The organism is Streptomyces sp. NPDC058000, from assembly GCF_042886435.1.
GTDB lineage: Bacteria > Actinomycetota > Actinomycetes > Streptomycetales > Streptomycetaceae > Streptomyces.
Genome location: NZ_JBHVQS010000008.1, coordinates 200,564 through 226,267, shown reverse-complemented (window position 1 = coordinate 226,267; position 25,704 = coordinate 200,564). Strand labels below are relative to the sequence as shown.

The window sequence follows — 25,704 nt, the reverse complement described above, 5'->3', positions numbered from 1 at the left end:
CCCCGGCCGGTCCGACGGGCTGAATTGCGGTGAGGGTGGCAGGCCGTCGGAGCAGGCACCCTACACAACGCCAATCTAGGCGACCGGCGGTCGGCTGTCCGCATCCAGCACGACCGAAATTCCAGCGGGGACGACGGAACGCGCCCCACACCTGTCGCCCCCGATCAGGACTTTTTGACCACCGCCTCATTGATGACGACCGTGGCGTTGGGTGCGGTGCTGCCGGTCGCCGGGTCGGGGTGCGAACCGGCGTCGGCGATCTTCTTCAGGACGTCCATCCCGCCGGTGATCCGCCCGAACGGCGTGTAGTTCGGGGGCAGCTGGCTGTCCTGGTAGACGAGGAAGAACTGACTGCCGCCGGAGTTGCGGGTCTTGGGGTTGCTGCCGTCGTAGCGGTTGGCCATGGCGACCGTGCCCGCCGGGTAGACGTCGCCCTTGAGCTGCGGGTCCTTGAGGTTCTCGTCCGGGAGGGTGTAGCCGGGCGTGCCCTCGCCGGTGCCCTTCGGGTCGCCGCACTGCAGGACGTGGATCCGCTGGTCGACCAGGCGGTGGCAGCGGCTGTGGTCGAAGTAGCCCTGGCCCGCCAGGAAGGCGAACGAGTTGACGGTGTGCGGCGCCTTGGCCGCGTCCATGGTGAAGGTGATCCGCCCGCAGGTGGTGGTCAGCTCGGAGGTGTACGACGCCGAGGTGTCGACCGTCATCGCCGGCTCCTTCGGCCAGGTCTTCTTCGACGGTGTGCCCTTGGCGGGCCGGGCGCACGGGTCGCCGGCCGGGGCGGCCGCGTCGTCGCTGGTCTTCCGATCGCCGCCGATCAGCGTGACGGAGGCGTACGCGGTGGCACCGGCGGTCAACGCGACGGCCACGACGCCCGCGATGATCACGTTGCGGCGCTTGGTGCGCCGCTTGGTCTCGACCCGCCGCTCGTGCTGGCGCGCGTACTTCTGCCGGGCGAGCTCGCGCCGCCGCCGGTCCTTGCTGGCCACCGGTCGTCTCCTTGTCCTGAGCGTCGATCGCTGCCGCTGGGCCCTGCCGTCGGACTCCCGCCTGCCGTTCGACGTCCGGCCCGCCCTCCGGGCGGACGAGGGGAGTCTGACGGCAGGGCCCAGCCGTGGCCGTACCGTATACGGGTTCGCCCTGCCGGGAGTCCCGCCGGTAGGCTCTGGAGCTGCCGAGATGTTCCGGGCGCGGTCCCGCAGGCCGCCCCCACCGATCTTTAAGGACGAACGTGCTGATTGCCGGGTTCCCCGCCGGGGCCTGGGGGACCAACTGCTACTTGGTCGCCCCCGCCGCCGGCGAGGAGTGCGTGATCATCGACCCGGGCCACCAGGCGGCCCCAGGAGTCGAGGACGCGCTCAGGAAGCATCGGCTCAAGCCCGTCGCGGTGATCCTCACCCACGGCCACATCGACCATGTCGCGTCTGTCGTCCCGGTGTGCGGCGCGCACGACGTCCCCGCCTGGATCCACCCCGAGGACCGCTTCATGATGAGCGATCCGGAGAAGGCGCTCGGCCGCTCCATCGGGCAGCAGCTCATGGGCGAGCTGACCGTGGGCGAGCCGGACGACGTCAAGGAGCTGACCGACGGGAGCGCGCTGGAGCTGGCCGGGATGGAGTTCTCGGTCGCACACGCCCCGGGCCATACCAAGGGGTCGGTGACCTTCCGGATGCCCGAGCAGGCCGACGTTCCGCCGGTCTTCTTCTCGGGCGACCTGCTGTTCGCCGGCTCCATCGGACGCACCGACCTGCCGGGCGGCGACCACGCCGAGATCCTCCGGTCGCTGGCACGTGTGTGCCTGCCCCTGGAGGACTCCACCGTCGTCCTGTCCGGCCACGGCCCCCAGACCACCATCGGCCACGAGCGCGCCACCAACCCCTTCCTCCGGCAGGTGGCCGCCGGCCTCGGAGACGGCACCCCGACCGCCGCTCCGCGACGAGGAATGTGACGAGAACCTTCCGTGAGCACCTTTCAGGCACCCAAGGGCACCTACGACCTGATCCCGCCGAATTCCGCGACGTACCTCGCGGTGCGCGAGGCGATCTCCGCACCGCTGAAGAACTCCGGATACGGCTACATCGAGACGCCCGGCTTCGAGAACGTCGAGCTGTTCGCCCGCGGTGTCGGTGAGTCCACCGACATCGTCACCAAGGAGATGTACGCCTTCGAGACCAAGGGCGGCGACAAGCTCGCCCTGCGGCCCGAGGGCACCGCGTCCACGCTGCGCGCCGCGTTGGAGGCCAACCTCCACAAGGGCGGCAACCTCCCGGTCAAGCTCTGGTACTCCGGCTCGTACTACCGCTACGAGCGCCCGCAGAAGGGCCGTTACCGGCACTTCTCGCAGGTCGGCGCCGAGGCGATCGGTGTCGAGGACCCGGCGCTGGACGCCGAGCTGATCATCCTGGCCAACCAGTCCTACCGTGCGCTCGGCCTACGGAACTTCCGCATCCTGCTCAACTCGCTGGGCGACAAGGAGTGCCGTCCCGTCTACCGCGCCGCGCTCCAGGACTTCCTGCGCGGGCTGGACCTGGACGAGGACACCCGGCGCCGGGTCGACATCAACCCGCTGCGCGTCCTGGACGACAAGCGCGAGGCGGTCCAGAAGCAGCTGACCGGTGCGCCGATGCTGCGCGACTACCTCTGCGAGGCGTGCAAGACCTACCACGAGCAGGTGCGCGAGCTGCTGACCGCGGCGGGCGTGGCCTTCGAGGACGACCTGAAGCTGGTCCGCGGCCTGGACTACTACACCCGCACCACCTTCGAGTTCGTCCACGACGGTCTCGGTTCGCAGTCCGCGGTGGGCGGCGGCGGCCGCTACGACGGCCTCTCGGAGATGATCGGCGGTCCCGCGCTGCCGTCCGTCGGCTGGGCGCTGGGCGTCGACCGCACGGTGCTGGCCCTGGAGGCCGAGGGCATCACCCTCGACCTGCCGGCCGCCACCTCCGTCTACGCGGTCCCGCTCGGCGAGGAGGCCCGCCGGGTGCTCTTCGGCAAGGTCACCGAACTGCGCCGGGCCGGGGTGGCCACGGACTTCGCCTACGGCGGCAAGGGCCTGAAGAACGCCATGAAGTCCGCCAACCGCTCCGGCGCGCGGCTGGCCCTGGTGGCCGGCGAGCGGGACCTGGCCGAGGGCGTGGTCCAGCTCAAGGACCTGCAGAGCGGTGAGCAGACCGCGATCGCGCTGGACGCGGTGGTCGACGAGGTCCGGCGGGCGCTGGCCTGAGCCGGGTGGTACCGACCCCGAGGGGGCCCGGACGGCAGTGCGCCGTCCGGGCCCCCTCGCGTCAACGCCGGGTGGTGCCGAATCACCCCGGATCCGCCCAGGGCACCCCAGGTTCACAGGGAGGTGCGGCACAATGAATGACGCGGCCGGGAACCGCCGGCCGAGCCCCATCTCCCCACGGGACCGACGGAACGGCCATATGACGACGACAGCGCTTGACGACGTGTCCACCGACGACGACCGCGCGAGCGCCGCGGAAACCATCGGCTCCGGTCGAGGCTTCGCCCTGCTCCTGGTGATCACCGGCGCGCTCGGCGGACTGGCCGCCTGGATCATCACCCTGGACAAGTTCGAGCTGCTGAAGGACCCGAACTTCAAGCCGGCCTGCAGCCTCAACCCGATCATCTCCTGCGGCAGCGTCATGCAGAGCAAGCAGGCGGCTGTCTTCGGCTTCCCCAACCCGATGGCCGGGCTGGTCGGTTTCGCGGTGGTCATCGCGATCGGCATGGCCCTGCTGGCGGGTGCCCGCTTCCGCCGCTGGTACTGGCTCGGTCTGAACGTGGGCACCTTGCTGGCCACGGTCTTCTGCATGTGGCTGATGACCCAGTCGCTGTACCACATCAACGCGCTCTGCCTGTGGTGCACGCTGACCTGGTGCGTGACCCTCCTGATGTTCTGGTACACCACCGTGCACAACCTCAAGCACGGCATCATCCCGGCGCCCCGGGGGCTGCGCGACGCGGTCGTGGAGTTCCACTGGGTGGTCCCGGTGCTCTGGTACGGCGTGATCGCGCTGCTGATCCTGACCCGCTGGTGGTCGTACTGGAGCAGCCTGCTCTGAGTCGTCCCCCGGAGTCGTCCCGGACGCCTCCGGAGCCTCTTCCGCGCCCCGGCCCGCCGACCCCGGCGGCCGGGGCGTTGTCAGTGCGGTGGCATAGGCTCCGTAGACGTGGAGCCCGACCTGTTCACCGCCGCCGCAGAAGACCGTCAGGAGAAGGACCCCGCGGGGTCCCCTCTCGCCGTACGCATGCGCCCCCGCACCCTCGACGAAGTCGTCGGCCAGCAGCATCTGCTCAAGCCCGGTTCGCCGCTGCGGCGGCTGGTCGGCGAGGGCGCCGGCGGACCGGCGGGGCCGTCGTCGGTGTTCCTGTGGGGGCCGCCCGGCATCGGCAAGACGACCCTGGCGTACGTCGTCAGCCAGGCGACCAACAAGCGCTTCGTCGAGCTCTCCGCGATCACGGCCGGCGTCAAGGAGGTCCGGGCGGTCATCGACGGCGCCCGCCGCGCCTCGGGCGGCTACGGCAAGGACACCGTCCTCTTCCTCGACGAGATCCACCGCTTCAGCAAGGCCCAGCAGGACTCCCTGCTGCCCGCGGTGGAGAACCGCTGGGTGACGCTGATCGCCGCCACGACCGAGAACCCGTACTTCTCGGTGATCTCCCCGCTGCTCTCCCGCTCGCTGCTGCTGACCCTGGAACCGCTCACCGACGACGACCTGCGGGGCCTGCTGCACCGCGCGTTGACCGCCGAGCGCGGGCTCGGCGGGGCGGTCACCCTCCCCGAGGACACCGCGGCCCATCTGTTGCGGATCGCGGGTGGCGACGCCCGGCGGGCGCTGACGGCGCTGGAGGCGGGTGCCGGTTCCGCGCTGGCCAAGGGGGAGGAGGAGATCACCCTCCAGACCCTGGAGGAGGCGGTGGACCGTGCGGCGGTGAAGTACGACCGGGCCGGCGACCAGCACTACGACGTCGCCAGCGCCCTGATCAAGTCCATCCGCGGCTCCGACGTCGATGCCGCGCTGCACTATCTGGCGCGGATGATCGAGGCGGGGGAGGACCCGCGGTTCATCGCCCGCCGGCTGATGATCTCGGCCAGTGAGGACATCGGCCTGGCCGATCCGTCGGCGCTGCAGACCGCGGTGGCCGCCGCCCAGGCGGTGGCGCTGATCGGCTTCCCCGAGGCCCGGATCACGCTGAGCCAGGCCACCATCGCGCTCGCCCTCGCCCCGAAGTCGAACGCCGCGTACATGGCGATAGACGCCGCCCTGGCGGACATCCGGGCCGGCAAGGCCGGGCCGGTGCCCCCGCACCTGCGCGACAGCCACTACCAGGGCGCCCAGAAGCTCGGCCACGGCCAGGGCTACCAATACCCGCACGATCTGCCGGGCGGTATCGCGGCCCAGCAGTACGCCCCGGACGAGGTGCACGGCACGCGCTACTACACCCCCACCCGGCACGGCGCCGAGGCGCGCTACGCCGATGTCGCCGAGCGGGTCCGGGCCCGGTTGCGCGGCGAGCACGGCGACTGACCGGGGCGCGGCCGGCGGGGCCGCGGCAGCGGTCAGCTGGCCGCGGCCTCGAAGAGCACGTGCATCGCCCGGCGCAGCTCGGCGACGTCCCGGACCGGCTTGGGGAAGTCGAAGCGGGCGTCGAAGGTCCGCCGGGCGCCGTCGGTGCCGCCGTCTCCCGGGGTACGACCCCCGGACCCCCGAACGAAACGGACCCGCAGTCCGAAGCGGTCCAGGCCCACCGGAACGGCCTGGTCCCGCAGTCCGCAGACCTCCTCGCGGTCGCCGAGCAGCGCGCACAGCCCGCGCACCTGCTCGGCGTGGGCCGCGTGCAGGTGTTGGAGCAGCTCCGCCTCGTGGGCGATCAGCGGGTCGGGTGCCGCGGCGGCGAACTCCTCCGGCTCGAAGGACTCGGCGCCCCACAGGTCGTCCACCGCGCCCTCGCCGACCTCCAGGCGCAGCAGCATCCAGGAGGGGCGTCCGTAGGTGCCCGGGGTCGGGTCCGGGGCCAGTGCCTCGCCGATGCCCAGCAGCTCGCCGACCGGGTGTCGCTCGGCGAGCAGCATCGCGGCCCGGGCGCGCTGCTCGTTGCGCACGGGGGTGAGCCAGCCGGCCACCCAGGCGCGGCCGCGGATCCGATGGGGCACCGAAACCGGCGCCACATCCGTGATCTCCATCACGGCCGGCAGGTCGTCGTCCTGGGCGTGTGCCGCCGCCCGGGCGGCCGAAGAGTCCCCAGGAACCAGGAGCAGCACGTCTCCTTCGGGCGTCACGGTCCGGCAGACGGGAGCCGAGAGGCCGCTCTCGTCGGGATCCTCGACTCCGGGGATGTCCAGTGACGCCATACCATGGGACTCGACGAGAGTTCGTGCACGCTCAGCCGCCGAGGGCCGCTGGGCGTCTTCCACGGGACGCGGCTGACCCGTCCCGGTGCGGTCTGCGCCGGGCAGGTGGATCCCAGGTCGAAACATGCGTTCTCCTCGCGCTAAGGTAAGCCTCACCTAACTTACATGGAGGAACGTTCCACGTGAACCAGTCGCGTCCCAAGGTCAAGAAGTCCCGTGCGCTCGGCATCGCGCTGACGCCGAAGGCCGTCAAGTACTTCGAGGCCCGTCCCTACCCGCCCGGCGAGCACGGCCGTGGCCGCAAGCAGAGCAGTGACTACAAGGTCCGACTGCTGGAGAAGCAGCGTCTGCGCGCCCAGTACGACATCAGCGAGCGCCAGATGGCTCGCGCCTACGACCGCGCTCGGAAGGTCGATGGCAAGACGGGCGAGGCCCTGATCATCGAGCTTGAGCGCCGTCTGGACGCGCTCGTCCTGCGTTCGGGCCTGGCCCGGACGATCTACCAGGCCCGCCAGATGGTGGTCCACGGCCACATCTCGGTCAACGACCGCAAGGTCGACAAGCCGTCCTTCCGCGTCCGCCCCGGCGACGTCGTGATGGTCCGCGAGCGCAGCCGTGACAAGCACCCCTTCCAGGTGGCCCGCGAGGGTGGTTACGCCCCCGACGGTGAGACCCCGCGCTACCTGGAGGTCAACCTCCAGGCCCTGGCGTTCCGCCTGGACCGGGACCCCAACCGCAAGGAGATCCCGGTGATCTGCGACGAGCAGCTCGTCGTCGAGTACTACGCTCGCTGATCCACTCGGCCGGCGCACCGCTCAGCCCGCCGACTCCCCTCCGCTCGCGGACGGGGAGGCGGCGGGCCGGTGCGGAGCCGGCGCGGTGATCCGCAACTCCCCGCGCGGGCCCGGGACGCCGTCCGCGGGCTTGAGGATCCGCGCCACCGCCGCGTCCAGGTTCAGCCGCCCGCCGGCCCGCAGGCAGTGCTCGTAGCGCGCCGCGCCCAGTCGATCGCGGGCCTGCCGCTCGCACAGCGCGTGCGGCTGGTTGAAATGGCGCGAGCCGAACAGCGGAAGCCCCACCGAGGGCCAGATCCGTCCCGCCGCGCCCTGGAGCACCGCCGCCTCCTCCACATCGCCCTCGCTCAGCGTGACCAGGGCCAGCAGCTCGATCGCCAGCACCGCGCCCAGCAGGTCGTGGAAGGAATGGTCGATCGCCAGCGCCTCCTCCAGCAGGGCTCGGGCCCGGCCGCCCTCCCCGCGCGACCACGCCGCGAAGCCCAGCACGAACAGGGCGTACGCCAGCGTCCAGCGCTCCCCGTGGTCCCCGCACACCTCCCGGACGTCCTCGCACAGCCGCACCGCGTCGTCCAGCTCGCCCTGGAAGGCCACCGCCAGCGCCAGTTCGACCTGTCCCATCAGCACGTTGCTGTTGAGCTCGCCGATCTCGCGGTAGTGGTGCAGCGCCCCGCGCAGCAGCTTCTCGGCGCGCGGCATGTCGTCGCAGACCAGCGCCAGACAGCCGGTGCGGTGCAGCGCGTACGCGGCGGCCGTGGCGTTACCGGTCCGCTCGGCCTCCTCGCGGCACTCCTGGAGCATCCCCAGCGCCCCCACCGTGTCGCCCTGGAGTACCGCCACGTAGCCCGCCACCCACAGCGCCTTCAGCCGGGCCTCGTCGTGGCCGCCGTCCAGCTCCAGCGCCCGGTCGAGCCAGTGCCGGCCCTCCGACAGGCGTCCGCAGCCCACCCAGTAGAACCACAGCGTGCCGGCCAGGTACTGGCCGAGGTGGGTGTCCCGGGGGCTTTCCAGGCTGTGCTCCAGCGCCACCCGCAGATTGGGCAGTTCGGCGTCGATCCGGGCCGCGATCTCGGCCTGCCGGGGGCTGAACCAGTCCAGCTCGCACCAGGTCGCGAGCCCCAGGTACCAGTCGCGGTGCCGGTGCCGCAGCCGCTCGCCGTCCCCCGTCGCCGCCAACCAGTCCGCGCCGTAGGCCCGTACGGTGTCCAGCATCCGGTAGCGCACCCCGGCCGCGGTCTCCTCCCGGACGAGCACCGATTGAGCGACCAACTCCCCGATGACGTCGAGGAGTTCCTCGATGGGTAGCTCCGGGCCCGAGCAGACGTACTCGGCCGCCTCCAGGTCGAACTGCCCGGCGAACACCGACAGTCGAGCCCACAGCAGCCGCTCCTCGGGGGTGCACAGCTCGTGGCTCCAGCCGATCGCGGTGCGCAGCGTCCGGTGGCGCACCGGCGCCCCGCGGACGGTGCCGGCCAGCAGTCGGAAGCGGTCGTCGAGCCGGTTCAGCACCTGCTCCAGGGAGAGCGCCCGCAGCCGCCCGGCGGCCAGTTCCAGCGCCAGCGGGATGCCGTCCAGGCGGCGGCACAGCTCGGTGACGGCCGGCTCGTTGCCGGACCCGACGGCGAAACCGGGCAGCACGGCGGCGGCCCGGTCGGCGAACAGCGCGGCGGCGTCGACGTCGCCCATCGGGGGCACCGGCAGGGTCTGCTCGCCCGGCAGGTCCAGCGGCCGGCGGCCGGCGGCCAGTACGTGCAGCCGGGGGGCGCGCCGCAGCAGTTCGGCGGTCAACTCGGCGCAGTCGTCGACCAGGTGCTCGTAGCCGTCGAGGACGAGCAGCAGCTCGCGGTCGGTGAGGTGGTCGCCGAGCGCCGTGCGCACCGGCCGGCCGGAGTGGTCGGCCAGTGCCAGGGCCTCGGCGACCGCGTGGTCCAGCAGGTGCCCCTCGCGCAGTGCGGACACCTCGACCAGCCACACCCCGTCGCAGAAGCGATCCTGCAAGATCGCTGCGCCGTGCCGGGCGAGCCGGGACTTCCCCACGCCGCCCAGGCCGATGAGGGTGACGAGGCGGTCGGCGGACAGGTGCCGATCGAGCGCGGCGAGTTCGTCCGCGCGGCCGACGAAGCGGTTCAGCTCCGCGGGGAGGTTCCCGCGGGCCCGCGGGCGGGCGGGGGAGCGGCGGGAAGGGGGGCCAGGGCGCGTGAGGCGTCGCATGGCACACGGAGCGTACTCGTGGCGATGCGGACCGTACAATCACCCCTTCCGGTGGCCGGACGGGACCGGGAACGCGGTACGGACGGACAGTCACGGCGCGATAAGGTCAAGGTTGCCGTTCGAGCAGGACGAGACCAGACCAGAGCAGACCAGTCGGAGAGTGGTGCCAGCGTGTCCGGTGGAGAGGTGGCCGGGATCCTCGTGGCCGTCTTCTGGGCGATCCTCGTGTCGTTCCTCGCCCTCGTGCTGGTGAGGCTCGCACAGACCCTCAAGGCGACCACCAAGATGGTGACCGAGGTGTCCGAGCAGGCCGTTCCGCTCCTGGCCGACGCGTCCGCGACCGTCCGCTCCGCGCACACCCAACTCGCCCGCGTCGACGCCATCGCCGCCGACGTCCAAGAGGTCACCGCCAACGCCTCCGCGCTCTCTTCGACCGTCTCCACCGCCTTCGGTGGACCGTTGGTCAAGGTCGCCGCGTTCGGCTACGGCGTACGGCGCGCGATCGGCAAGAAGGGCCTGCCCGAGCCGGACCGCACCGTCGTCGGCCGCACCCTGCCCGGCGCCCGCCGCGGCGGGCGCCGCTCCCGTCGCTCCAAGGACTGATCACCGCGATGTTCCGCCGCGCATTCTGGTTCACCACCGGCGCCGCCGCCGGAGTGTGGGCCACCAACAAGGTCCACCAAAAGCTGCGCAAGCTGCAGCCCGACAGCCTCGCCGCGCAGGCCGCGGACAAGGCCGTCGAGACCGGACACCGGCTGCGTCAATTTGCATTGGACGTACGGGCCGGAATGGCGGACCGTGAAGAGCAACTGCACGACGCCCTCGGGCTCGCGGAGCCCACCGAGGCGCCCGAGCTGCCCGCACCGCGCCGCGCGGTGCTCGAAACGTCGTACCGAACCACGAGAACACCCGGGCTGACCGGACCGACCGGAAAAGAGGACCACTGATGGAGTCGGCTGAAATCCGCCGCCGCTGGCTGCGCTTCTTCGAGGAGCGCGGGCACACCGTCGTGCCGTCGGCGTCGCTCATCGCGGACGACCCGACGCTGCTCTTGGTTCCGGCGGGCATGGTCCCCTTCAAGCCGTACTTCCTCGGCGAGGTCAAGGCCCCGTTCAAGACCGCCACCAGCGTCCAGAAGTGCGTCCGTACGCCGGACATCGAAGAGGTCGGCAAGACCACCCGGCACGGCACGTTCTTCCAGATGTGCGGCAACTTCTCCTTCGGCGACTACTTCAAGGAAGGCGCCATCAAGTACGCCTGGGAGTTGCTGACGACTCCCGTGGCGGAGGGCGGCTACGGCCTGGAGCCCGAGAAGCTCTGGATCACCGTCTACCTGGACGACGACGAGGCCGAGCGCATCTGGCACGAGGTCGTCGGGGTGCCCAAGGAGCGCATCCAGCGCCTGGGCAAGAAGGAGAACTACTGGTCCATGGGCGTCCCGGGCCCGTGCGGCCCGTGCTCGGAGATCAACTACGACCGGGGCCCCGCCTTCGGCGTCGAGGGCGGCCCGGCCGTCAACGACGAGCGCTACGTGGAGATCTGGAACCTGGTCTTCATGCAGTACGAGCGCGGCGCCGGCATCGGCAAGGAGGACTTCGAGATCCTCGGCGACCTGCCGTCGAAGAACATCGACACGGGCCTCGGTCTCGAACGCCTCGCCATGATCCTGCAAGGCGTCCAGAACATGTACGAGACCGACACCCTCCGGGTGGTCATCGACAAGGCCGGTGAGCTCACCGGCGTCCGCTACGGCGCCGCCGAGGACTCCGACGTCTCGCTGCGCGTGGTCGCCGACCACATGCGCACCTCGACGATGCTCATCGGCGACGGCGTCACCCCCGGCAACGAGGGCCGCGGTTACGTCCTGCGCCGCATCATGCGCCGCGCCATCCGCAACATGCGGCTGCTGGGCGCCCCCGGCCTGGTCGTCGCCGACCTGCTCGACGTGGTCATCCGGGCGATGGGCCAGCAGTACCCGGAGCTCCTGGAGGACCGCAAGCGGATCGAGACGGTCGCCATGGCCGAGGAGGTCGCCTTCCTCAAGACCCTCAAGGCCGGCACCAACATCCTCGACACCGCCGTCACCGACACCAAGGCCGCCGGCGGCACGGTGCTCCCCGGCGACAAGGCGTTCCTGCTCCACGACACCTGGGGCTTCCCGATCGACCTCACCCTCGAAATGGCCGCAGAGCAGGGCCTGTCGGTGGACGAGGACGGCTTCCGCCGCCTGATGAAGGAGCAGCGGGAGCGCGCCAAGGCCGACGCCCAGGCCAAGAAGCACGGCCATGCCGACATGTCGGCGTACCGCGAGATCGCCGACAAGTCCGGCTCCTCGATCTTCACCGGCTACACCGACACCGAGGGCGAGTCCACCGTCGCCGGCCTCGTGGTCAACGGCGTCTCGGCCCCGGCCGCCCACGAGGGCGACGAGGTCGAGGTCGTACTGGACCGCACCCCGTTCTACGCCGAGGGCGGCGGCCAGCTCGCCGACACCGGCCGCATCAAGCTGGACAACGGCGCCGTCATCGAGGTGCGCGACGTCCAGCAGCCGGTCCCCGGCGTCATCGTCCACAAGGGCGTGGTGCAGGTCGGCGAGGTGCTGCTCGGCTCCGCCGGGTACGCCGCCATCGACATCCAGCGCCGCCGGGCCATCGCCCGCGCCCACAGCGCCACCCACCTCACCCACCAGGCGCTGCGCGACGCCCTGGGCCCGACGGCCGCCCAGGCCGGTTCGGAGAACTCCCCGGGCCGCTTCCGCTTCGACTTCGGTTCGCCGGCCGCAGTGCCCGGTTCGGTCCTCACCGACGTCGAGCAGAAGATCAACGACGTCCTGGCCCGTGAGCTCGACGTGCACGCCGAGGTCATGAGCATGGACGAGGCCAAGAAGCAGGGCGCCATCGCTGAGTTCGGCGAGAAGTACGGCGAGCGGGTCCGGGTGGTCACCATCGGCGACTTCTCCAAGGAGCTGTGCGGCGGTACGCACGTCCACAACACCGCACAGCTGGGCCTGGTGAAGCTGCTCGGCGAGTCCTCCATCGGCTCCGGCGTGCGCCGCGTCGAGGCGCTGGTCGGCGTGGACGCCTACCGGTTCCTGGCGCGTGAGCACACCGTCGTCTCGCAGCTCACCGAGCTGGTCAAGGGGCGTCCGGAGGAGCTGCCGGAGAAGATCTCCGGTGTCCTGGCCAAGCTGAAGGACGCCGAGAAGGAGATCGAGAAGTTCCGCGCGGAGAAGGTGCTGCAGGCCGCGGCCGGGCTGGCCGGGGGCGCCAAGGACGTCCGTGGCGTGGCCCTCGTCGCCGCCCAGGTCCAGGACGGCACCGGCGCCGACGACCTGCGCAAGCTGGTCCTCGACGTGCGCGGCCGGATCCACGGTGACCGCCCCGCCGTGGTGGCCCTCTTCACCGTGGCCAACGGCCGCCCGCTGACCGTCATCGCCACCAACGAGGCCGCCCGCGAGCGCGGCATCAAGGCCGGCGACCTGGTCCGCACCGCCGCCAAGACGCTCGGCGGCGGGGGCGGCGGCAAGCCGGACGTCGCCCAGGGCGGTGGCCAGAACGCCGCCGCGGTGCCCGAGGCCATCGAGGCCGTCGAGCGCCTCGTGGTCGAGGCGGCCTGACGGACGTGAGTGAGATGCGACGCGGCCGCCGCATCGCCGTGGATGTCGGGGACGCCCGGATCGGGGTCGCCTCGTGCGACCCCGACGGGGTCCTCGCCACCCCCGTCGAGACCGTGCCGGGGCGTGACGTCCCGGCGGCGCACCGACGGCTCAAGGCGATCGTCGAGGAGTACGAGCCGCTCGAAGTCGTGGTCGGTCTGCCCCGCTCCCTCAGTGGGGGAGAGGGGCCGGCCGCGGCCAAGGTCCGGGCCTTCGCCCAGGAACTCGCCAGGAACATCGCCCCCGTTGGGGTCCGGTTGGTCGACGAGCGGATGTCGACGGTCACCGCGACCCACGGGCTTCGGGCCTCCGGAGTCCGCAGCAAGAAGGGCCGCTCGGTGGTCGATCAGGCCGCCGCGGTGGTCATCCTGCAGAGCGCGCTGGAAACCGAACGCACCTCCGGGCGGCCGCCCGGGGAGCACGTCGAAGTGGTCATCTGATCGCGGTACGGTAACGTTCCGCGCGTTGTGGCGGCGGTTCGAACAGCCGCGCGTGCAAGTAGAGGCGGATCGGTACGACAGGCGCTACCCGGATGGAGCGCCCCGCCTCTCGGCTCTAGGGGATCGATGACCGAGTATGGCCGGGGCTACGGCTCCGAACCGTGGCATCCGGACGACCCGCTCTACGGAGATCGGGGTCCTTACGGAGGCCAGGAGCAGCAGCCGCAGTGGGCCGGACAGCAGCCCACCGGGAATCCCCCACAGCACTACCCCCAGCACGAGCAGCACCCGCAGCACGAGCAACATCCGCAGCACGGGCAGTACCCGCAGCAGCAGTACCCCGCGGGCCACGGCGGCTGGGACGGCACCCAGCCGCCGGGCGGCCAGCCGGCGTACGACCCGTACGACCCCTACGGGCAGCACCAACCGGCCGACCCGTACCTCCAGCCGGGCCAGGAATACCCGGCCCCGCACCAGACCGGCCAGAACTACGCGGGTCATGACTACTACGGCGCGCAGGACGGCTACGGACTCCACGAGACCCATCAGCTGCCCGCCCAGCCGCCGGCCCCGCAGCACGGCATGCCCGAAGCGGCGCTGACCGACCCGCACCAGCAGCAGTACGGGCACGCCCCGCACCCCCAGCGGCCGGGCGACTACCCGCCGGGACCCGGCCCGCAGCAGCACCCGCCGGCCGGGGCGCCCTACGACGACCCGGCCGGCGGCGGCGACGACTGGCGGGCGGCACCGGACGCCGATGAGCCGGAACCGCGCAAGCCGGAACCGGAGCACCCGTTCTTCGCCGACGACCCGGACGACGAGGGCGCCGGTTACGACGACGAGGACGACCGGCGGTCCGGCCGTGAGCGCCGGGGCCGGAAGAACAAGAAGAACAAGAAGAACAAGAAGAACAAGCGGCGCAGCGGCACCGCCTGCCTGGTCGTGACGCTGGGGCTGGCCGGTGTCGTCGGCGGCGTCGCCTATTTCGGCCAGGACTTCTTGATGCGCCACTTCGGCTCGCCCCCCGACTACGAGGGCGAGGGCAGTGGCGCTGTGCAGGTCGACATCCCCCCTGGCTCCACCATCTTGCAGATGGGCCTGGTCCTGAAGCGCGAGGGTGTGGTCAAGAGCGCTGATGCGTTTACCGAAGCGGCTGTCGACAGCAAGAAGGACAAACTCCTGCAGCCCGGTTCGTATTCGCTGCGCGAGCACATGTCCGCGGCCTCGGCCGTAGCCCTGATGTCGGACCCGCGAAGCCGTAACGGCCTGACGATCCGGGAGGGCCTGCGGGCCGGCGCCGTATACGAGCTGATCGACAAGAAGCTCAAACTCAAGGCGGGCACCACCAAGGACATCGCGCACAGCCAGGCGAAGAACCTCGGACTTCCGTCGTGGGCCGACGACTCCCCGAAGATCAAGGACCCGTTGGAGGGCTTCCTCTACCCCTCGACGTACAGCGTCGGCGATCAGGCCAAACCCGCGGACGTGCTCCGGCAAATGGTCTCGCGAGCCACCCAGGAATACCAGAAGTACGATCTCGAATCGAATGCGAAGAAATTCCATCTGGATTCTCCGCTCCAGCTCATCACCGTCGCCAGCCTCACCCAGGCCGAGGGCATGACGCACGATGACTTCCGGAAGATGGCGGCGGTCGTCTACAACCGACTGGCCCCGACCAACACGGCTACGAACCAGAAGCTGGAATTCGACTCGACGTTCAACTACCTCAAGAACCAGAGCAAGATCAATATCAGTACGCAGGAGATCCGGCACTACGACGATCCCTACAACACGTACTTCTACCGGGGACTCCCGCCCGGTCCGATCGGAAATCCCGGCGCGGACGCGCTGAAGGCGACGATCAATCCGGACAATTCTGATAAGTGGCTCTACTTCATCTCGGTGGACGGCAAGAAGACCGACTTCACCACCAACTACGCCGACCACATGAAGCTCGTCGCGGAATTCAACAAGCGGCAGCAAGAGCAGAAGCAGAACGGAAACTGAAGGCCAGCCGGTGTCCCACAGCCCTGAGCACAAGAAGGCGGCGGTCCTCGGATCGCCCATCGCGCACTCCCTCTCGCCGGTGCTGCACCGCGCCGCCTATGACGAACTCGGGCTGACCGGCTGGGAATACGGCCGCCACGAGGTCGACGAGGCCGGGCTCCCCGCGTTCCTGGAGAAGCTCGGACCCGAGTGGGCGGGACTGTCGCTGACCATGCCGCTCAAGCGCGCGGTGATCCCGCTGCTGGACGAGATCAGCCCGACCGCGTCCTCGGTCGAGGCGGTCAACACCGTCGTGTTCACCTCCGACGGGCGCAGGCGCGGCGACAACACCGACATCCCCGGCATGCTCGCCGCGCTGCGCGAGCGCGGCGTTCAGCAGGTCGAGCGGGCCGCCGTCCTGGGCGCCGGCGCCACCGCCTCCTCGGCGCTGGCCGCGCTCGCCCGGATCTGCACCGGTGAGGTCACCGCGTACGTGCGGAGCGCGGCGCGCGCCGACGAGATGCGCGGCTGGGGCGAACGGCTCGGCGTCCCGGTCCGCATCGCCCCTTGGGACGACGCCGCCGCGGCCTTCGAGGCACCGCTGGTCATCGCGACCACCCCCGCGGGCAGCACCGACCCGCTCGCCGCCGCCGTACCCGACCGGCCCGGCACCCTCTTCGACGTGCTCTACGAGCCCTGGCCGACCGCGCTGGCCGCCGCCTGGACCGGCCGCGGCGGCGCCGTCGTCGGCGGGCTGGACCTCCTGGTCCACCAGGCCGTTCTCCAGGTCGAGCAGATGACCGGCCGGGCGCCGGCGCCGCTGGCCGCGATGCGCCGGGCCGGCGAGACGGCACTCGCCGCCCGCTGAGTGGTCCCTGGGGTCCGCACCCTGGACGGCGCGCCGCGCGCCCCGCCCGACGTGGGAGGATCAGAGGAGACGTACGCGGATGAGCAGCACATGAGCAGTAACTGAGGAGCACCGTTGAGCAGGTTGCGCTGGCTGACGGCGGGGGAGTCGCACGGCCCCGCACTCGTGGCGACGCTGGAGGGCCTTCCCGCCGGCGTGCCGATCACCACGGAGATGGTGGCGGACGCCCTGGCCCGCCGCCGGCTCGGCTATGGCCGCGGTGCCCGGATGAAGTTCGAGCGGGACGAGGTCACCTTCCTCGGCGGCGTGCGGCACGGCCGTTCGCTGGGCTCCCCCGTCGCGGTCATGGTCGGCAACACCGAGTGGCCCAAGTGGGAGCAGGTCATGGCCGCCGACCCGGTCGACGAGAACGTACTGGCCGAGCTGGCCCGTAACGCCCCGCTGACCCGGCCCCGCCCCGGCCACGCCGACCTCGCCGGCATGCAGAAGTACGGCTTCGACGAGGCCCGCCCGATCCTGGAGCGCGCCTCCGCCCGCGAGACCGCGGCCCGGGTCGCCCTGGGCGCCGTCGCCCGCTCCTTCCTCAAGGAGACGGCCGGCATCGAGATCGTCTCGCACGTCGTCGAGCTGGCCTCGGCCAAGGCCCCCTACGGCGTCTACCCCACGCCCGCCGACGTCGAGAAGCTGGACGCCGACCCGGTGCGCTGCCTGGACGCCGACGCGTCGAAGGCGATGGTCGCCGAGATCGACCAGGCCCACAAGGACGGCGACACGCTCGGCGGCGTCGTCGAGGTGCTGGCCTACGGCGTGCCGGTCGGCCTCGGCTCGCACGTCCACTGGGACCGCCGCCTGGACGCCCGACTGGCCGCCGCCCTGATGGGCATCCAGGCCATCAAGGGCGTCGAGGTCGGCGACGGCTTCGACCTGGCGCGGGTGCCCGGCTCGAAGGCACACGACGAGATCCTCGCCACCGACGACGGCATCAAGCGCGCCTCCGGCCGCTCCGGCGGCACGGAGGGCGGCCTGACCACCGGTGAACTCCTGCGCGTCCGGGCCGCGATGAAGCCGATCGCGACCGTGCCGCGGGCGCTGGCGACGATCGACGTGGCCACCGGCGAGGCGGCCAAGGCGCACCACCAGCGCTCCGACGTCTGCGCGGTCCCGGCCGCCGGCATCGTCGCCGAGGCGATGGTGGCACTGGTGCTGGCCGACGCGGTGCTGGAGAAGTTCGGCGGCGACAGCGTGCCGGAGACCCGCCGCAACGTCCGCAGCTTCCTCGACAACCTGGCGATCAAGTGACCGCGCCCGTCGTCGTACTGGTCGGCCCGCCCGGGGCCGGCAAGTCCACCGTGGGCGCACTGCTGGCCGAACGGCTGGGTGTCGGTTACCGCGACACCGACGCCGACATCGTCGCCACCGCAGGCAAGCCGATCGCCGAGATCTTCATCGAGGACGGCGAGCCGCACTTCCGCGAGCTGGAGCGGGCGGCGGTCCGTACCGCCCTCGACGGCCACCCCGGGGTGCTCTCCCTCGGCGGCGGCGCGATCATGGACGACGGCACCCGGAAGCTGCTGACCGGCCTGCCGGTGGTCTTCCTGGACGTCGAACTCGCCGACGCCGTAAAGCGGGTGGGACTGGACGCCCCCCGCCCGCTGCTCGCGGTCAACCCGCGCAAGCAGTGGCGCGAGCTGATGGAGCGGCGCCGCCCGCTCTACACCGAGGTCGCACAGGCCGTGATCGCCACCGGGGGCCGCACCCCCGAGGACGCCGCCGACGCGATCGTGGACGCTTTGGAGCTACGGCCGGCCGCGGACGCCGCGCGGTCCGCCGGCAGGGAGGAACAGGCATGACGGAGCACGCCACCCGCATCCAGGTCGGCGGTACCGCCGGCACCGACCCCTACGAGGTCCTCGTCGGGCGGCAGCTGCTGGGCGAACTCCCCGGCCTGATCGGCGCCGCGGCCAAGCGCGTCGCCGTGCTGCACCCCGAGGCGCTGGCCACCACCGGTGAGGCGCTGCGCGAGGACCTGGCCGGGCAGGGCTACGAGGCGATCGCCATCCAGTTGCCCAACGCCGAGGAGTCCAAGACCGCCGAGGTCGCCGCCTACTGCTGGAAGGCGCTCGGCCAGACCGGCTTCACCCGCACCGACGTGATCGTCGGCGTGGGCGGCGGCGCCACCACCGACCTGGCCGGCTTCGTCGCCGCGACCTGGCTGCGCGGGGTGCGCTGGATCGCCGTACCGACCACCGTCCTGGGCATGGTGGACGCCGCGGTCGGCGGCAAGACCGGCATCAACACGGCCGAGGGCAAGAACCTCGTCGGCGCCTTCCACCCGCCGGCCGGGGTGCTCTGCGACCTGGCCGCGCTGGACAGCCTCCCGGTCCACGACTACGTCTCCGGGCTGGCCGAGGTCATCAAGGCCGGTTTCATCGCCGACCCGGCGATCCTCGACCTGATCGAGGCGGACCCGGAGGGCGCCAAGCGTCCCGACGGCCCGCACACCTCCGAGCTGATCGAGCGGGCGATCCGGGTCAAGGCCGAGGTGGTCTCCGCGGACCTCAAGGAGTCCGGTCTGCGGGAGATCCTCAACTACGGGCACACCCTGGCGCACGCCATCGAGAAGAACGAGCGCTACAACTGGCGGCACGGCGCCGCGGTCTCCGTCGGCATGGTCTTCGCCGCCGAACTCGGCCGGATCGCCGGCCGGTTGGACGACGCCACCGCCGACCGGCACCGCGCCGTCCTGGCCTCCGTCGGACTGCCCCTGACCTACCGCGGCGACCAGTGGCCCAAGCTGCTGGAGACCATGAAGGTCGACAAGAAGTCCCGCGGCGACCGGCTCCGCTTCATCGTCCTGGACGGCCTGGCCAAGCCGACCGTCCTGGAGGGCCCGGACCCGGCGATGCTGCTCGCGGCGCACGCCGAGATCGCGGCGTGAGCCCGATGAGCCGCCGCGTGCTGGTCCTGAACGGCCCCAACCTCGGCCGGCTGGGCTCCCGCGAGCCCGACGTCTACGGCGCCACCTCCTACGCCGGGCTGGTCGCCGAATGCGCCCGGCTCGGCAAGGAACTCGGCTTCGAGGCCGAGGTGCGGGAGACCAACGACGAGGGCGAGATGGTCCGCTGGCTGCACGAGGCCGCCGACGGTGCCGTCCCCGTCGTCATCAACCCCGGTGCGTTCACGCACTACTCGTACGCGATGCGGGACGCGGCGGCCCAGCGCACCGCCCCGCTGATCGAGGTGCACATCTCCAACCCGTACGCCCGCGAGGAGTTCCGCCACACCTCGGTCATCGCGGCCGTCGCCAGTGGCACCATCGCCGGTTTCGGCATCGGCTCGTACCGTCTGGCGCTGCGCGCCCTCGCCGAGGAACTGAACGGCTGACCGGCGCGTCGTCCATACACCCGTACCCTCGGCCGTTCATTCGACGGACGCCGGGGGTAGGGAAACCTCCTGGCAGTTGCCGGGGGAGTACGGTTCACCGCAGCACCACCCGGCGGTGGGGCAGCAACGGCCCGTACCCGCCCCGCAGTTGCCGCCACGGCGCACCGGGCCACCCCGCCCGGTGCGCCGCCCCGCACCACGTCGACCGCACGAGACGGAGAGCCACCGGATGCAGTACGCAGTGGGGGCTCCGCTGCCACCGCCCCGCGGCCCGCTTCCCCCCCAAGGCGCCGGCATGACCATGAACTGGACGCCCCACCCCGGCCAGCCCCACCCGCCCGGCGTGCCGCACACCCCCGCGGCCCCGCCGCCGCCCGCCCCGCCGGCGCACACCGCCCCGGGCCAGGGCTGGCACGCCCCCGCGCCCCACCAGGCCCCGCCCACCCCGCACAGCAACGACATCACCGGCCACGTCCAGCTGCCCTCCGGCGCCCCCGTCCCGCTGCCCAGCCCGCCGCCAGGCAACGCCGCCCCGGACGCCGCGCACGCCGCCGTAGCGGTGCTGCTGATCGGCCCGGCCGGCGCCGGCAAGACCAGCGTCGCCCGCCACTGGGCCGACACCCGGCGGGTGCCGACCGCGCACATCAGCCTGGACGACGTCCGCGAATGGGTCCGGTCCGGTTTCGCCGACCCGCAGTCCGGCTGGAACGACAACTCCGAGGCGCAGTACCGCCTCGCCCGCCGCACCTGCGGCTTCTCCGCGCGCAACTTCCTCGCCAACGGCATCTCCTGCATCCTCGACGACGCGGTCTTCCCGGACCGCCCGGTCGTCGGCCTCGGCGGCTGGAAGCGTCACGTCGGCCCCGGTCTGCTGCCGATCGTGCTGCTCCCGGGCCTGGAGGTCGTCCTGGATCGCAACGCCCGGCGCACCGGCAACCGCCGCCTCTCCGACGAGGAGGTGGCCCGCATCCACGGCCGGATGGCCGGCTGGTACGGCTCCGGGCTGCCGATCATCGACAACTCCCAGCACGACGTCGCCACCACCGTGCGGGCGCTCGACGAGGTCGTCGCCCGCGGCATCGCCAGTCCGCCCAGCTGGTAGCCGGCCCCGTCCCCCGGCCGGCCGTCTCGAACGGCCGGTCCGGGAGAGCGGTCGTACGCTGACGATATGTCCGAGTTGTACGCGGTCCGACGCACGCAGCTGCGCGACCGCTGCGCCGCAACCGGAAGTACCGCCGCACTGATCTCGCGCCCCGCCAACGTCCGCTATCTCACCGGCTGCACCCCACCCGGCGCGGCCCTGCTGCTGGGCCCCGGCGACCCCGGCGATGACGTCCTGGTCTGCGGCCGGCCGCTCACCGGTGACCCCACCGAGGGGCACCCCGCCGACGACGTACGGGTCTCGGTGCTGCCGGCCCGCGGCAGCGACCCCGTGGTGGCCGCCGCCGGTCTGGCCGCCAAGGCGGGCGCGGAGATCCTCGCCGTGGAGGAGCACCACCTCACCGTCACCCGCCACCGGGCGCTGTCCCAGATCGCGCCCCGGATGCGACTCGCCGACCTGGCCTGCGCCGTCGAGGCGCAGCGGCTGGTCAAGGACGACGACGAGATCGCCTGCCTGCGGATCGCCGCCGAGATCAGCGACCAGGCACTGGGCGAACTCCTGGAGTCGATCCTGGTCGGCCGCACCGAACGCCACCTCGCGCTCGAACTGGAGCGCCGCCTGGTCGACCACGGCGCGGACGGCCCGGCCTTCCCCACCTCCGTCGCCACCGGCCCGAACTCCGGGCGCGCCGGCCACCTGCCCACCGACCGACGGGTCGAGGAGGGCGACTTCCTGACCGTCGGCCTGGGCGCGAACTACCGCGGCTACCGTTGCGAGATCGGCCGGACCTTCGTCATCGGCACCACCCCGGCGGACTGGCAGATCGACCTGTACGACCTGGTCTTCGCAGCCCAGAAGGCCGGTCGGGAGGCGCTGGCGCCGGGCGTGGAGTGCCATGAGGTGGACCGGGTGACCCGCCAGATCCTGGAGCGGGCGGGGCACGGTGAGGGGGTCGGGCCGTGGACCGGACACGGTGTCGGACTGGAAATCGACGAGGACCCTCAATTGTCACCCGGCGCCATGGGTAAACTGGACGCTTGCGTGCCGGTCACCGTCGAGCCAGGGGTCCACATCCCGGGCCGTGGGGGTGTCCGGATCGACGACACCCTCGTCGTCCGCCCCGAGGCGGACGGCGGACCCGAGCTACTCACGATCACGACCAAGGAGCTGCTCGCCCTGTGAGCCACCGAGCTCACTGCGGGCGGTTTCGAGGTACCCACCACCTGTAGTCCAGGAGATTCCGCAACCGTGGCTTCCACGAACGACCTCAAGAACGGCATGGTGCTCAAGCTCGAAGGCGGCCAGCTCTGGTCCGTCGTCGAGTTCCAGCACGTCAAGCCCGGTAAGGGCCCGGCCTTCGTCCGTACCAAGCTCAAGCACGTGCTCTCCGGCAAGGTGGTGGACAAGACCTTCAACGCCGGCACCAAGGTCGAGACGGCGACCGTCGACAAGCGGGGCATGCAGTTCTCGTACATGGACGGCGACTACTTCGTCTTCATGGACATGGACACCTACGACCAGCTGCACATCGACCGCAAGGCCGTCGGTGACGCCGCCAACTTCCTGATCGAGGGCTTCGAGGCCGTCGTCGCGCAGAACGAGGGCAACGTGCTCTACGTCGAGCTGCCGGCCGCCGTCGAGCTGGTCATCAAGGAGACCGAGCCGGGCGTCCAGGGCGACCGCTCCACGGGCGGCACCAAGCCCGCCACCCTGGAGACCGGCTACGAGATCCAGGTCCCGCTCTTCATCACCACCGGTGAGAAGATCAAGGTCGACACCCGTACCGGCGACTACCTCGGCCGGGTGAACAGCTAACCGTGGCTGCCCGCACCAAGGCCCGTAAGCGCGCCTTCCAGATCCTCTTCGAGGCCGACCAGCGCGGTGCCGATGTGCAGTCCGTGCTCGCGGACTGGATGCGCCATGCCCGGACCGACTCCCGCCAGCCGCCGGTGCACGAGTACACCCTGGAACTGGTCGAGGGGTACGCGGAGCACGTCGCCCGCATCGACGAGCTCATTTCCACCTACTCCGTGGACTGGGACCTGGACCGGATGCCGGCGGCCGACCGCTCCATCCTCCGGCTCGGGGCCTACGAGCTGCTCTGGGTGGACGGCACGCCGGACGCGGTGGCGATCGACGAGGCCGTGCAGCTGGCCAAGGAGTTCTCCACCGACGACTCGCCGTCGTTCGTCAACGGCCTGCTCGCTCGGCTCAAGGAGCTGAAGCCGGGGCTGCGCCGCGAGGAGACGCGCTGATCCGGCCGCGCGGCCGCTGATCGGCTGAGAGCCGAGGCACGGAACGGGCCCGGAGCGATGCGATATCGCTCCGGGCCCGTCGTCGTCCGTCTGCGCGCCGTCCGCCCGTCCAACCGGCTGTCGGGCCGGCCCCTGGCCGCAGCGCGCGGGAAACGCCGACCGCCGCCCTGGGAAGCCCAGGGCGGCGGTACGTTTCTGCGTGTGAAGCGCGGGGCTTCGGGCCGGTCAGATCTCCTCGTGCTGCACGGCCCGGCGGGCGTCCGCGTCCAGCACGCCCCAGCTGATCAGCTGCTCGGTGAGCACTGAGGGCGACTGGTCGTAGATCACCGCGAGGGTGCGCAGGTCGTCCTGACGGATCGAGAGGACCTTGCCGTTGTAGTCACCGCGCTGGCTCTGGATCGTGGCGGCGTAGCGCTGGAGCGGGCCGGCCTTCTCCTGCGGGACGTGGGCCAGACGCTCCAGGTCCAGCACCAACTTCGGCGGCGGCTCGGCGGCGCCGCCCGGCGTCGTGCCCGGCAGCAGCTCCTGCACCGGCACGCCGTAGAAGTCCGCCAGCTCGGCGAGGCGCTGTACGGTCACGGCACGGTCGCCGCGCTCGTACGACCCCACCACCACGGCCTTCCAGCGGCCCTGGGACTTCTCCTCGACGCCATGGAGAGAGAGGCCCTGCTGGGTACGGATGGCGCGGAGCTTGGCCCCGAGCTGTTTAGCGTATTCGCTGGACATAAAGCTCCCCAGACGGCTGTATCGACATGCGGCTCCGCCGCGTGGCTGGTAACTCACTGTGAGGTTACGCAGCGTAATCTGACTTCGTCAAGCCGAATGGGGCAGACCATCACCCGTCAGGGGGGCGTAGGGGGCCGAGAGGGCCTCCTGATAGCCTGAACCTCGTAATTCCGACGTCCTTTAAAGTCCGTCCCGTGAGGCGGAGAAGGAGGTCCGTTTCGTATGGACGCACGCAGTTCCGCATCGAGAACTCACACCCCGGCCCGGCCGGTGCTAGAGGGCCCCGACATCGCGCGGATGCTCACCCGCATCGCCCACGAAATCGTCGAGCGCGCCAAGGGCGCGGACGACGTGGTGCTGCTGGGAATCCCCACCCGCGGTGTCTTCCTCGCCCGGCGGTTGGCCGCCAAGCTCGAAGAGATCACCGGTCGCGCCATTCCGGTCGGCTCGCTCGACATCACGATGTACCGCGATGACCTGCGCCTGGGCCCGGCCCGCACGCTGGCTCGTACGGAGATCCCCACCGACGGCATCGAGGGGCGCCTCGTCCTCCTCGTCGACGACGTGCTCTTCTCCGGGCGCACCATCCGCGCCGCCCTGGACGCCCTGGGCGACATCGGGCGCCCGCGCGCCGTACAGCTCGCGGTCCTGGTCGACCGCGGCCACCGCGAGCTGCCCATCCGCGCCGACTACGTAGGCAAGAACCTCCCCACGTCGCTGCGGGAGGCGGTCAAGGTCCAGCTGACCGAGGAGGACGGTCGCGACGCCGTGCTGCTCGGCCTGCGCTCGGCTCCGTCCCGCCCCGGCTCCGATGTCGAGTCCCCGGCGGCCGAGCCGACCGCCCCGGCCGGCGAGCGCTAGCGCACGCGCGTACGGACCCGGTGACCCCGGGCCCGCACCCATGCCCGCTCAACGGACATTCCCGTACACCTCCCTCACTCCCGGAGTAAACCGGATGAAGCGCCACCTCATCTCGGCCGCCGATCTCACGCGGGACGACGCCGTGCTGATCCTCGACACCGCCGAGGAAATGGCCCGGGTCGCCGACCGGCCGATCAAGAAACTCCCCGCGCTGCGCGGGCGTACCGTCTGCAACCTCTTCTTCGAGGACTCGACCCGGACCCGGATCTCCTTCGAGGCCGCCGAGAAGCGGCTCTCCGCGGACGTCATCAACTTCGCCGCCAAGGGCTCCAGCATCTCCAAGGGCGAATCGCTCAAGGACACCGCCCAGACCCTGGAGGCGATGGGCGTCGACGCCGTCGTCATCCGGCACAGCGCCTCCGGCGCCCCGTACCGGCTGGCGACGTCCGGCTGGATCGACGCCCCCGTCATCAACGCCGGCGACGGCACCCACCAGCACCCCACCCAGGCCCTGCTGGACGCCTTCACCATGCGGCGCCGGCTCATCGGCCCGGACGCCGGGCTCGGCCGGGACCTCGACGGGAAGCGCATCACCCTCGTCGGCGACGTGCTGCACAGCCGCGTCGCCCGCTCCAACGTCGACCTCCTGCACACCCTCGGCGCCGAGGTCACCCTCGTCGCGCCGCCGACCCTGGTGCCGGTCGGCGTCGAGACCTGGCCGTGCGAGGTGTCCTACGACCTCGACAGCGTGCTGCCCAAGTCCGACGCCGTGATGATGCTGCGGGTGCAGCGCGAGCGGATGAACGCGGCCTTCTTCCCGACCGAGCGCGAGTACTCGCGGCGCTACGGCCTGGACGGCGACCGGATGGCGCGGATGCCCGAGCACGCCATCGTGATGCACCCCGGCCCGATGGTCCGCGGTATGGAGATCACCGCCGAGGTCGCCGACTCCGACCGCTGCACGGTCATCGAGCAGGTCGCCAACGGCGTCTCCATCCGCATGGCCGTCCTCTACTTGCTGCTCGGCGGCAACGAGCCCGCCGTCACCCACCCCCGTTCCGAGGAGAAGTAAG

25 protein-coding genes are annotated in these 25,704 nt (G+C 71.5%); 21 read left to right on the top strand and 4 right to left on the bottom strand.

What is annotated here, in order from left to right; genetic code table 11:
- Positions 1-164 precede the first annotated feature (164 nt).
- On the bottom strand, positions 165-983 hold the full coding sequence (locus ACFVT2_RS11685; RefSeq protein WP_390015371.1) for a peptidylprolyl isomerase: 819 nt from the start codon (positions 981-983) through the stop codon (positions 165-167).
- A gap of 242 nt (positions 984-1,225) precedes the next feature.
- Here ACFVT2_RS11685 and ACFVT2_RS11680 point away from each other — a divergent pair, with 242 nt between their 5' ends.
- The 4 genes from ACFVT2_RS11680 to ACFVT2_RS11665 all read left to right on the top strand — a co-directional run bounded on the left by ACFVT2_RS11680 (position 1,226) and on the right by ACFVT2_RS11665 (position 5,525).
- A complete protein-coding gene (locus ACFVT2_RS11680; protein WP_390015368.1) occupies positions 1,226-1,942 on the top strand; it encodes an MBL fold metallo-hydrolase in 717 nt (238 codons plus the stop codon).
- 12 nt (positions 1,943-1,954) lie between these two features.
- Complete coding sequence (hisS, locus tag ACFVT2_RS11675) at positions 1,955-3,217, top strand: histidine--tRNA ligase (protein WP_390015365.1); 1,263 nt, start codon at positions 1,955-1,957, stop codon at positions 3,215-3,217.
- Between the two features lie 199 nt (positions 3,218-3,416).
- Entirely contained in the window at positions 3,417-4,058 is a 642-nt protein-coding gene (locus ACFVT2_RS11670) for a vitamin K epoxide reductase family protein (RefSeq protein WP_390015362.1), read from the top strand.
- Between the two features lie 108 nt (positions 4,059-4,166).
- A complete protein-coding gene (locus tag ACFVT2_RS11665; protein ID WP_390015359.1) occupies positions 4,167-5,525 on the top strand; it encodes a replication-associated recombination protein A in 1,359 nt (452 codons plus the stop codon).
- 32 nt (positions 5,526-5,557) lie between these two features.
- Here the strand turns inward: ACFVT2_RS11665 and ACFVT2_RS11660 are convergent, their stop codons facing one another.
- Entirely contained in the window at positions 5,558-6,349 is a 792-nt protein-coding gene (locus ACFVT2_RS11660; RefSeq protein ID WP_390015357.1) for a DUF2470 domain-containing protein, read from the bottom strand.
- A gap of 182 nt (positions 6,350-6,531) precedes the next feature.
- On the opposite strand from ACFVT2_RS11660, the gene rpsD reads away from it, so the two are divergent.
- Positions 6,532-7,143: a 30S ribosomal protein S4 gene (gene rpsD, locus ACFVT2_RS11655; protein WP_390015354.1), complete on the top strand. Its 612-nt coding sequence runs from the start codon at positions 6,532-6,534 to the stop codon at positions 7,141-7,143.
- Positions 7,144-7,164: 21 nt separating this feature from the next.
- Here the strand turns inward: rpsD and ACFVT2_RS11650 are convergent, their stop codons facing one another.
- Entirely contained in the window at positions 7,165-9,354 is a 2,190-nt protein-coding gene (locus tag ACFVT2_RS11650; RefSeq protein ID WP_390015351.1) for an ATP-binding protein, read from the bottom strand.
- 171 nt (positions 9,355-9,525) lie between these two features.
- Here ACFVT2_RS11650 and ACFVT2_RS11645 point away from each other — a divergent pair, with 171 nt between their 5' ends.
- The 14 genes from ACFVT2_RS11645 (at position 9,526) to nusB (ending at position 23,044) form a co-directional block, all read left to right on the top strand.
- A complete protein-coding gene (locus ACFVT2_RS11645) occupies positions 9,526-9,957 on the top strand; it encodes a DUF948 domain-containing protein (protein WP_257980435.1) in 432 nt (143 codons plus the stop codon).
- Between the two features lie 8 nt (positions 9,958-9,965).
- Complete coding sequence (locus tag ACFVT2_RS11640; RefSeq protein ID WP_390015348.1) at positions 9,966-10,301, top strand: DUF6167 family protein; 336 nt, start codon at positions 9,966-9,968, stop codon at positions 10,299-10,301.
- A complete protein-coding gene (alaS, locus tag ACFVT2_RS11635) occupies positions 10,301-12,970 on the top strand; it encodes an alanine--tRNA ligase (protein WP_390015345.1) in 2,670 nt (889 codons plus the stop codon). The genes ACFVT2_RS11640 and alaS overlap by 1 nt, the downstream gene beginning before the upstream one ends.
- Before the next feature lie 14 nt (positions 12,971-12,984).
- The gene (gene ruvX / locus ACFVT2_RS11630) at positions 12,985-13,449 is read left to right on the top strand and encodes a Holliday junction resolvase RuvX (protein ID WP_073450312.1); all 465 of its coding nucleotides are present in this window, start codon (positions 12,985-12,987) and stop codon (positions 13,447-13,449) included.
- Positions 13,450-13,575: 126 nt separating this feature from the next.
- A complete protein-coding gene (gene mltG, locus ACFVT2_RS11625; RefSeq protein ID WP_390015342.1) occupies positions 13,576-15,456 on the top strand; it encodes an endolytic transglycosylase MltG in 1,881 nt (626 codons plus the stop codon).
- Between the two features lie 10 nt (positions 15,457-15,466).
- A complete protein-coding gene (locus tag ACFVT2_RS11620; RefSeq protein WP_390015339.1) occupies positions 15,467-16,303 on the top strand; it encodes a shikimate dehydrogenase in 837 nt (278 codons plus the stop codon).
- Positions 16,304-16,417: 114 nt separating this feature from the next.
- A complete protein-coding gene (gene aroC / locus ACFVT2_RS11615; protein WP_390015336.1) occupies positions 16,418-17,602 on the top strand; it encodes a chorismate synthase in 1,185 nt (394 codons plus the stop codon).
- Positions 17,599-18,153: a shikimate kinase gene (locus ACFVT2_RS11610; RefSeq protein WP_390015333.1), complete on the top strand. Its 555-nt coding sequence runs from the start codon at positions 17,599-17,601 to the stop codon at positions 18,151-18,153. The genes aroC and ACFVT2_RS11610 overlap by 4 nt, the downstream gene beginning before the upstream one ends.
- Entirely contained in the window at positions 18,150-19,241 is a 1,092-nt protein-coding gene (gene aroB / locus ACFVT2_RS11605; RefSeq protein WP_390015330.1) for a 3-dehydroquinate synthase, read from the top strand. The genes ACFVT2_RS11610 and aroB overlap by 4 nt, the downstream gene beginning before the upstream one ends.
- 5 nt (positions 19,242-19,246) lie before the next feature.
- Positions 19,247-19,687 (top strand): type II 3-dehydroquinate dehydratase, encoded by a 441-nt coding sequence (gene aroQ / locus ACFVT2_RS11600; RefSeq protein ID WP_100602420.1) that lies wholly within the window; start codon positions 19,247-19,249, stop codon positions 19,685-19,687.
- 229 nt (positions 19,688-19,916) lie between these two features.
- Entirely contained in the window at positions 19,917-20,789 is an 873-nt protein-coding gene (locus tag ACFVT2_RS11595; protein WP_390015326.1) for a Pro-rich N-terminal domain-containing protein, read from the top strand.
- Between the two features lie 66 nt (positions 20,790-20,855).
- Positions 20,856-21,971, top strand: coding sequence for an aminopeptidase P family protein (locus tag ACFVT2_RS11590; RefSeq protein ID WP_390015323.1), 1,116 nt, complete (start codon positions 20,856-20,858; stop codon positions 21,969-21,971).
- 66 nt (positions 21,972-22,037) lie between these two features.
- A complete protein-coding gene (gene efp / locus ACFVT2_RS11585; protein ID WP_390015320.1) occupies positions 22,038-22,604 on the top strand; it encodes an elongation factor P in 567 nt (188 codons plus the stop codon).
- Positions 22,605-22,606: 2 nt separating this feature from the next.
- The gene (gene nusB / locus ACFVT2_RS11580; protein ID WP_390015317.1) at positions 22,607-23,044 is read left to right on the top strand and encodes a transcription antitermination factor NusB; all 438 of its coding nucleotides are present in this window, start codon (positions 22,607-22,609) and stop codon (positions 23,042-23,044) included.
- Between the two features lie 225 nt (positions 23,045-23,269).
- Here nusB and bldD read toward each other — a convergent pair whose 3' ends face one another.
- Positions 23,270-23,770 (bottom strand): transcriptional regulator BldD, encoded by a 501-nt coding sequence (gene bldD, locus ACFVT2_RS11575; protein ID WP_018539834.1) that lies wholly within the window; start codon positions 23,768-23,770, stop codon positions 23,270-23,272.
- 222 nt (positions 23,771-23,992) lie between these two features.
- Between bldD and pyrR the strand changes: the two genes are divergently transcribed.
- Both pyrR and ACFVT2_RS11565 read left to right on the top strand, forming a co-directional pair.
- Positions 23,993-24,631, top strand: a complete 639-nt coding sequence (gene pyrR / locus ACFVT2_RS11570) for a bifunctional pyr operon transcriptional regulator/uracil phosphoribosyltransferase PyrR (RefSeq protein ID WP_390015313.1) — start codon at positions 23,993-23,995, stop codon at positions 24,629-24,631.
- 94 nt (positions 24,632-24,725) lie between these two features.
- Positions 24,726-25,703 (top strand): aspartate carbamoyltransferase catalytic subunit, encoded by a 978-nt coding sequence (locus ACFVT2_RS11565; RefSeq protein WP_390015311.1) that lies wholly within the window; start codon positions 24,726-24,728, stop codon positions 25,701-25,703.
- Position 25,704 lies beyond the last annotated feature (1 nt).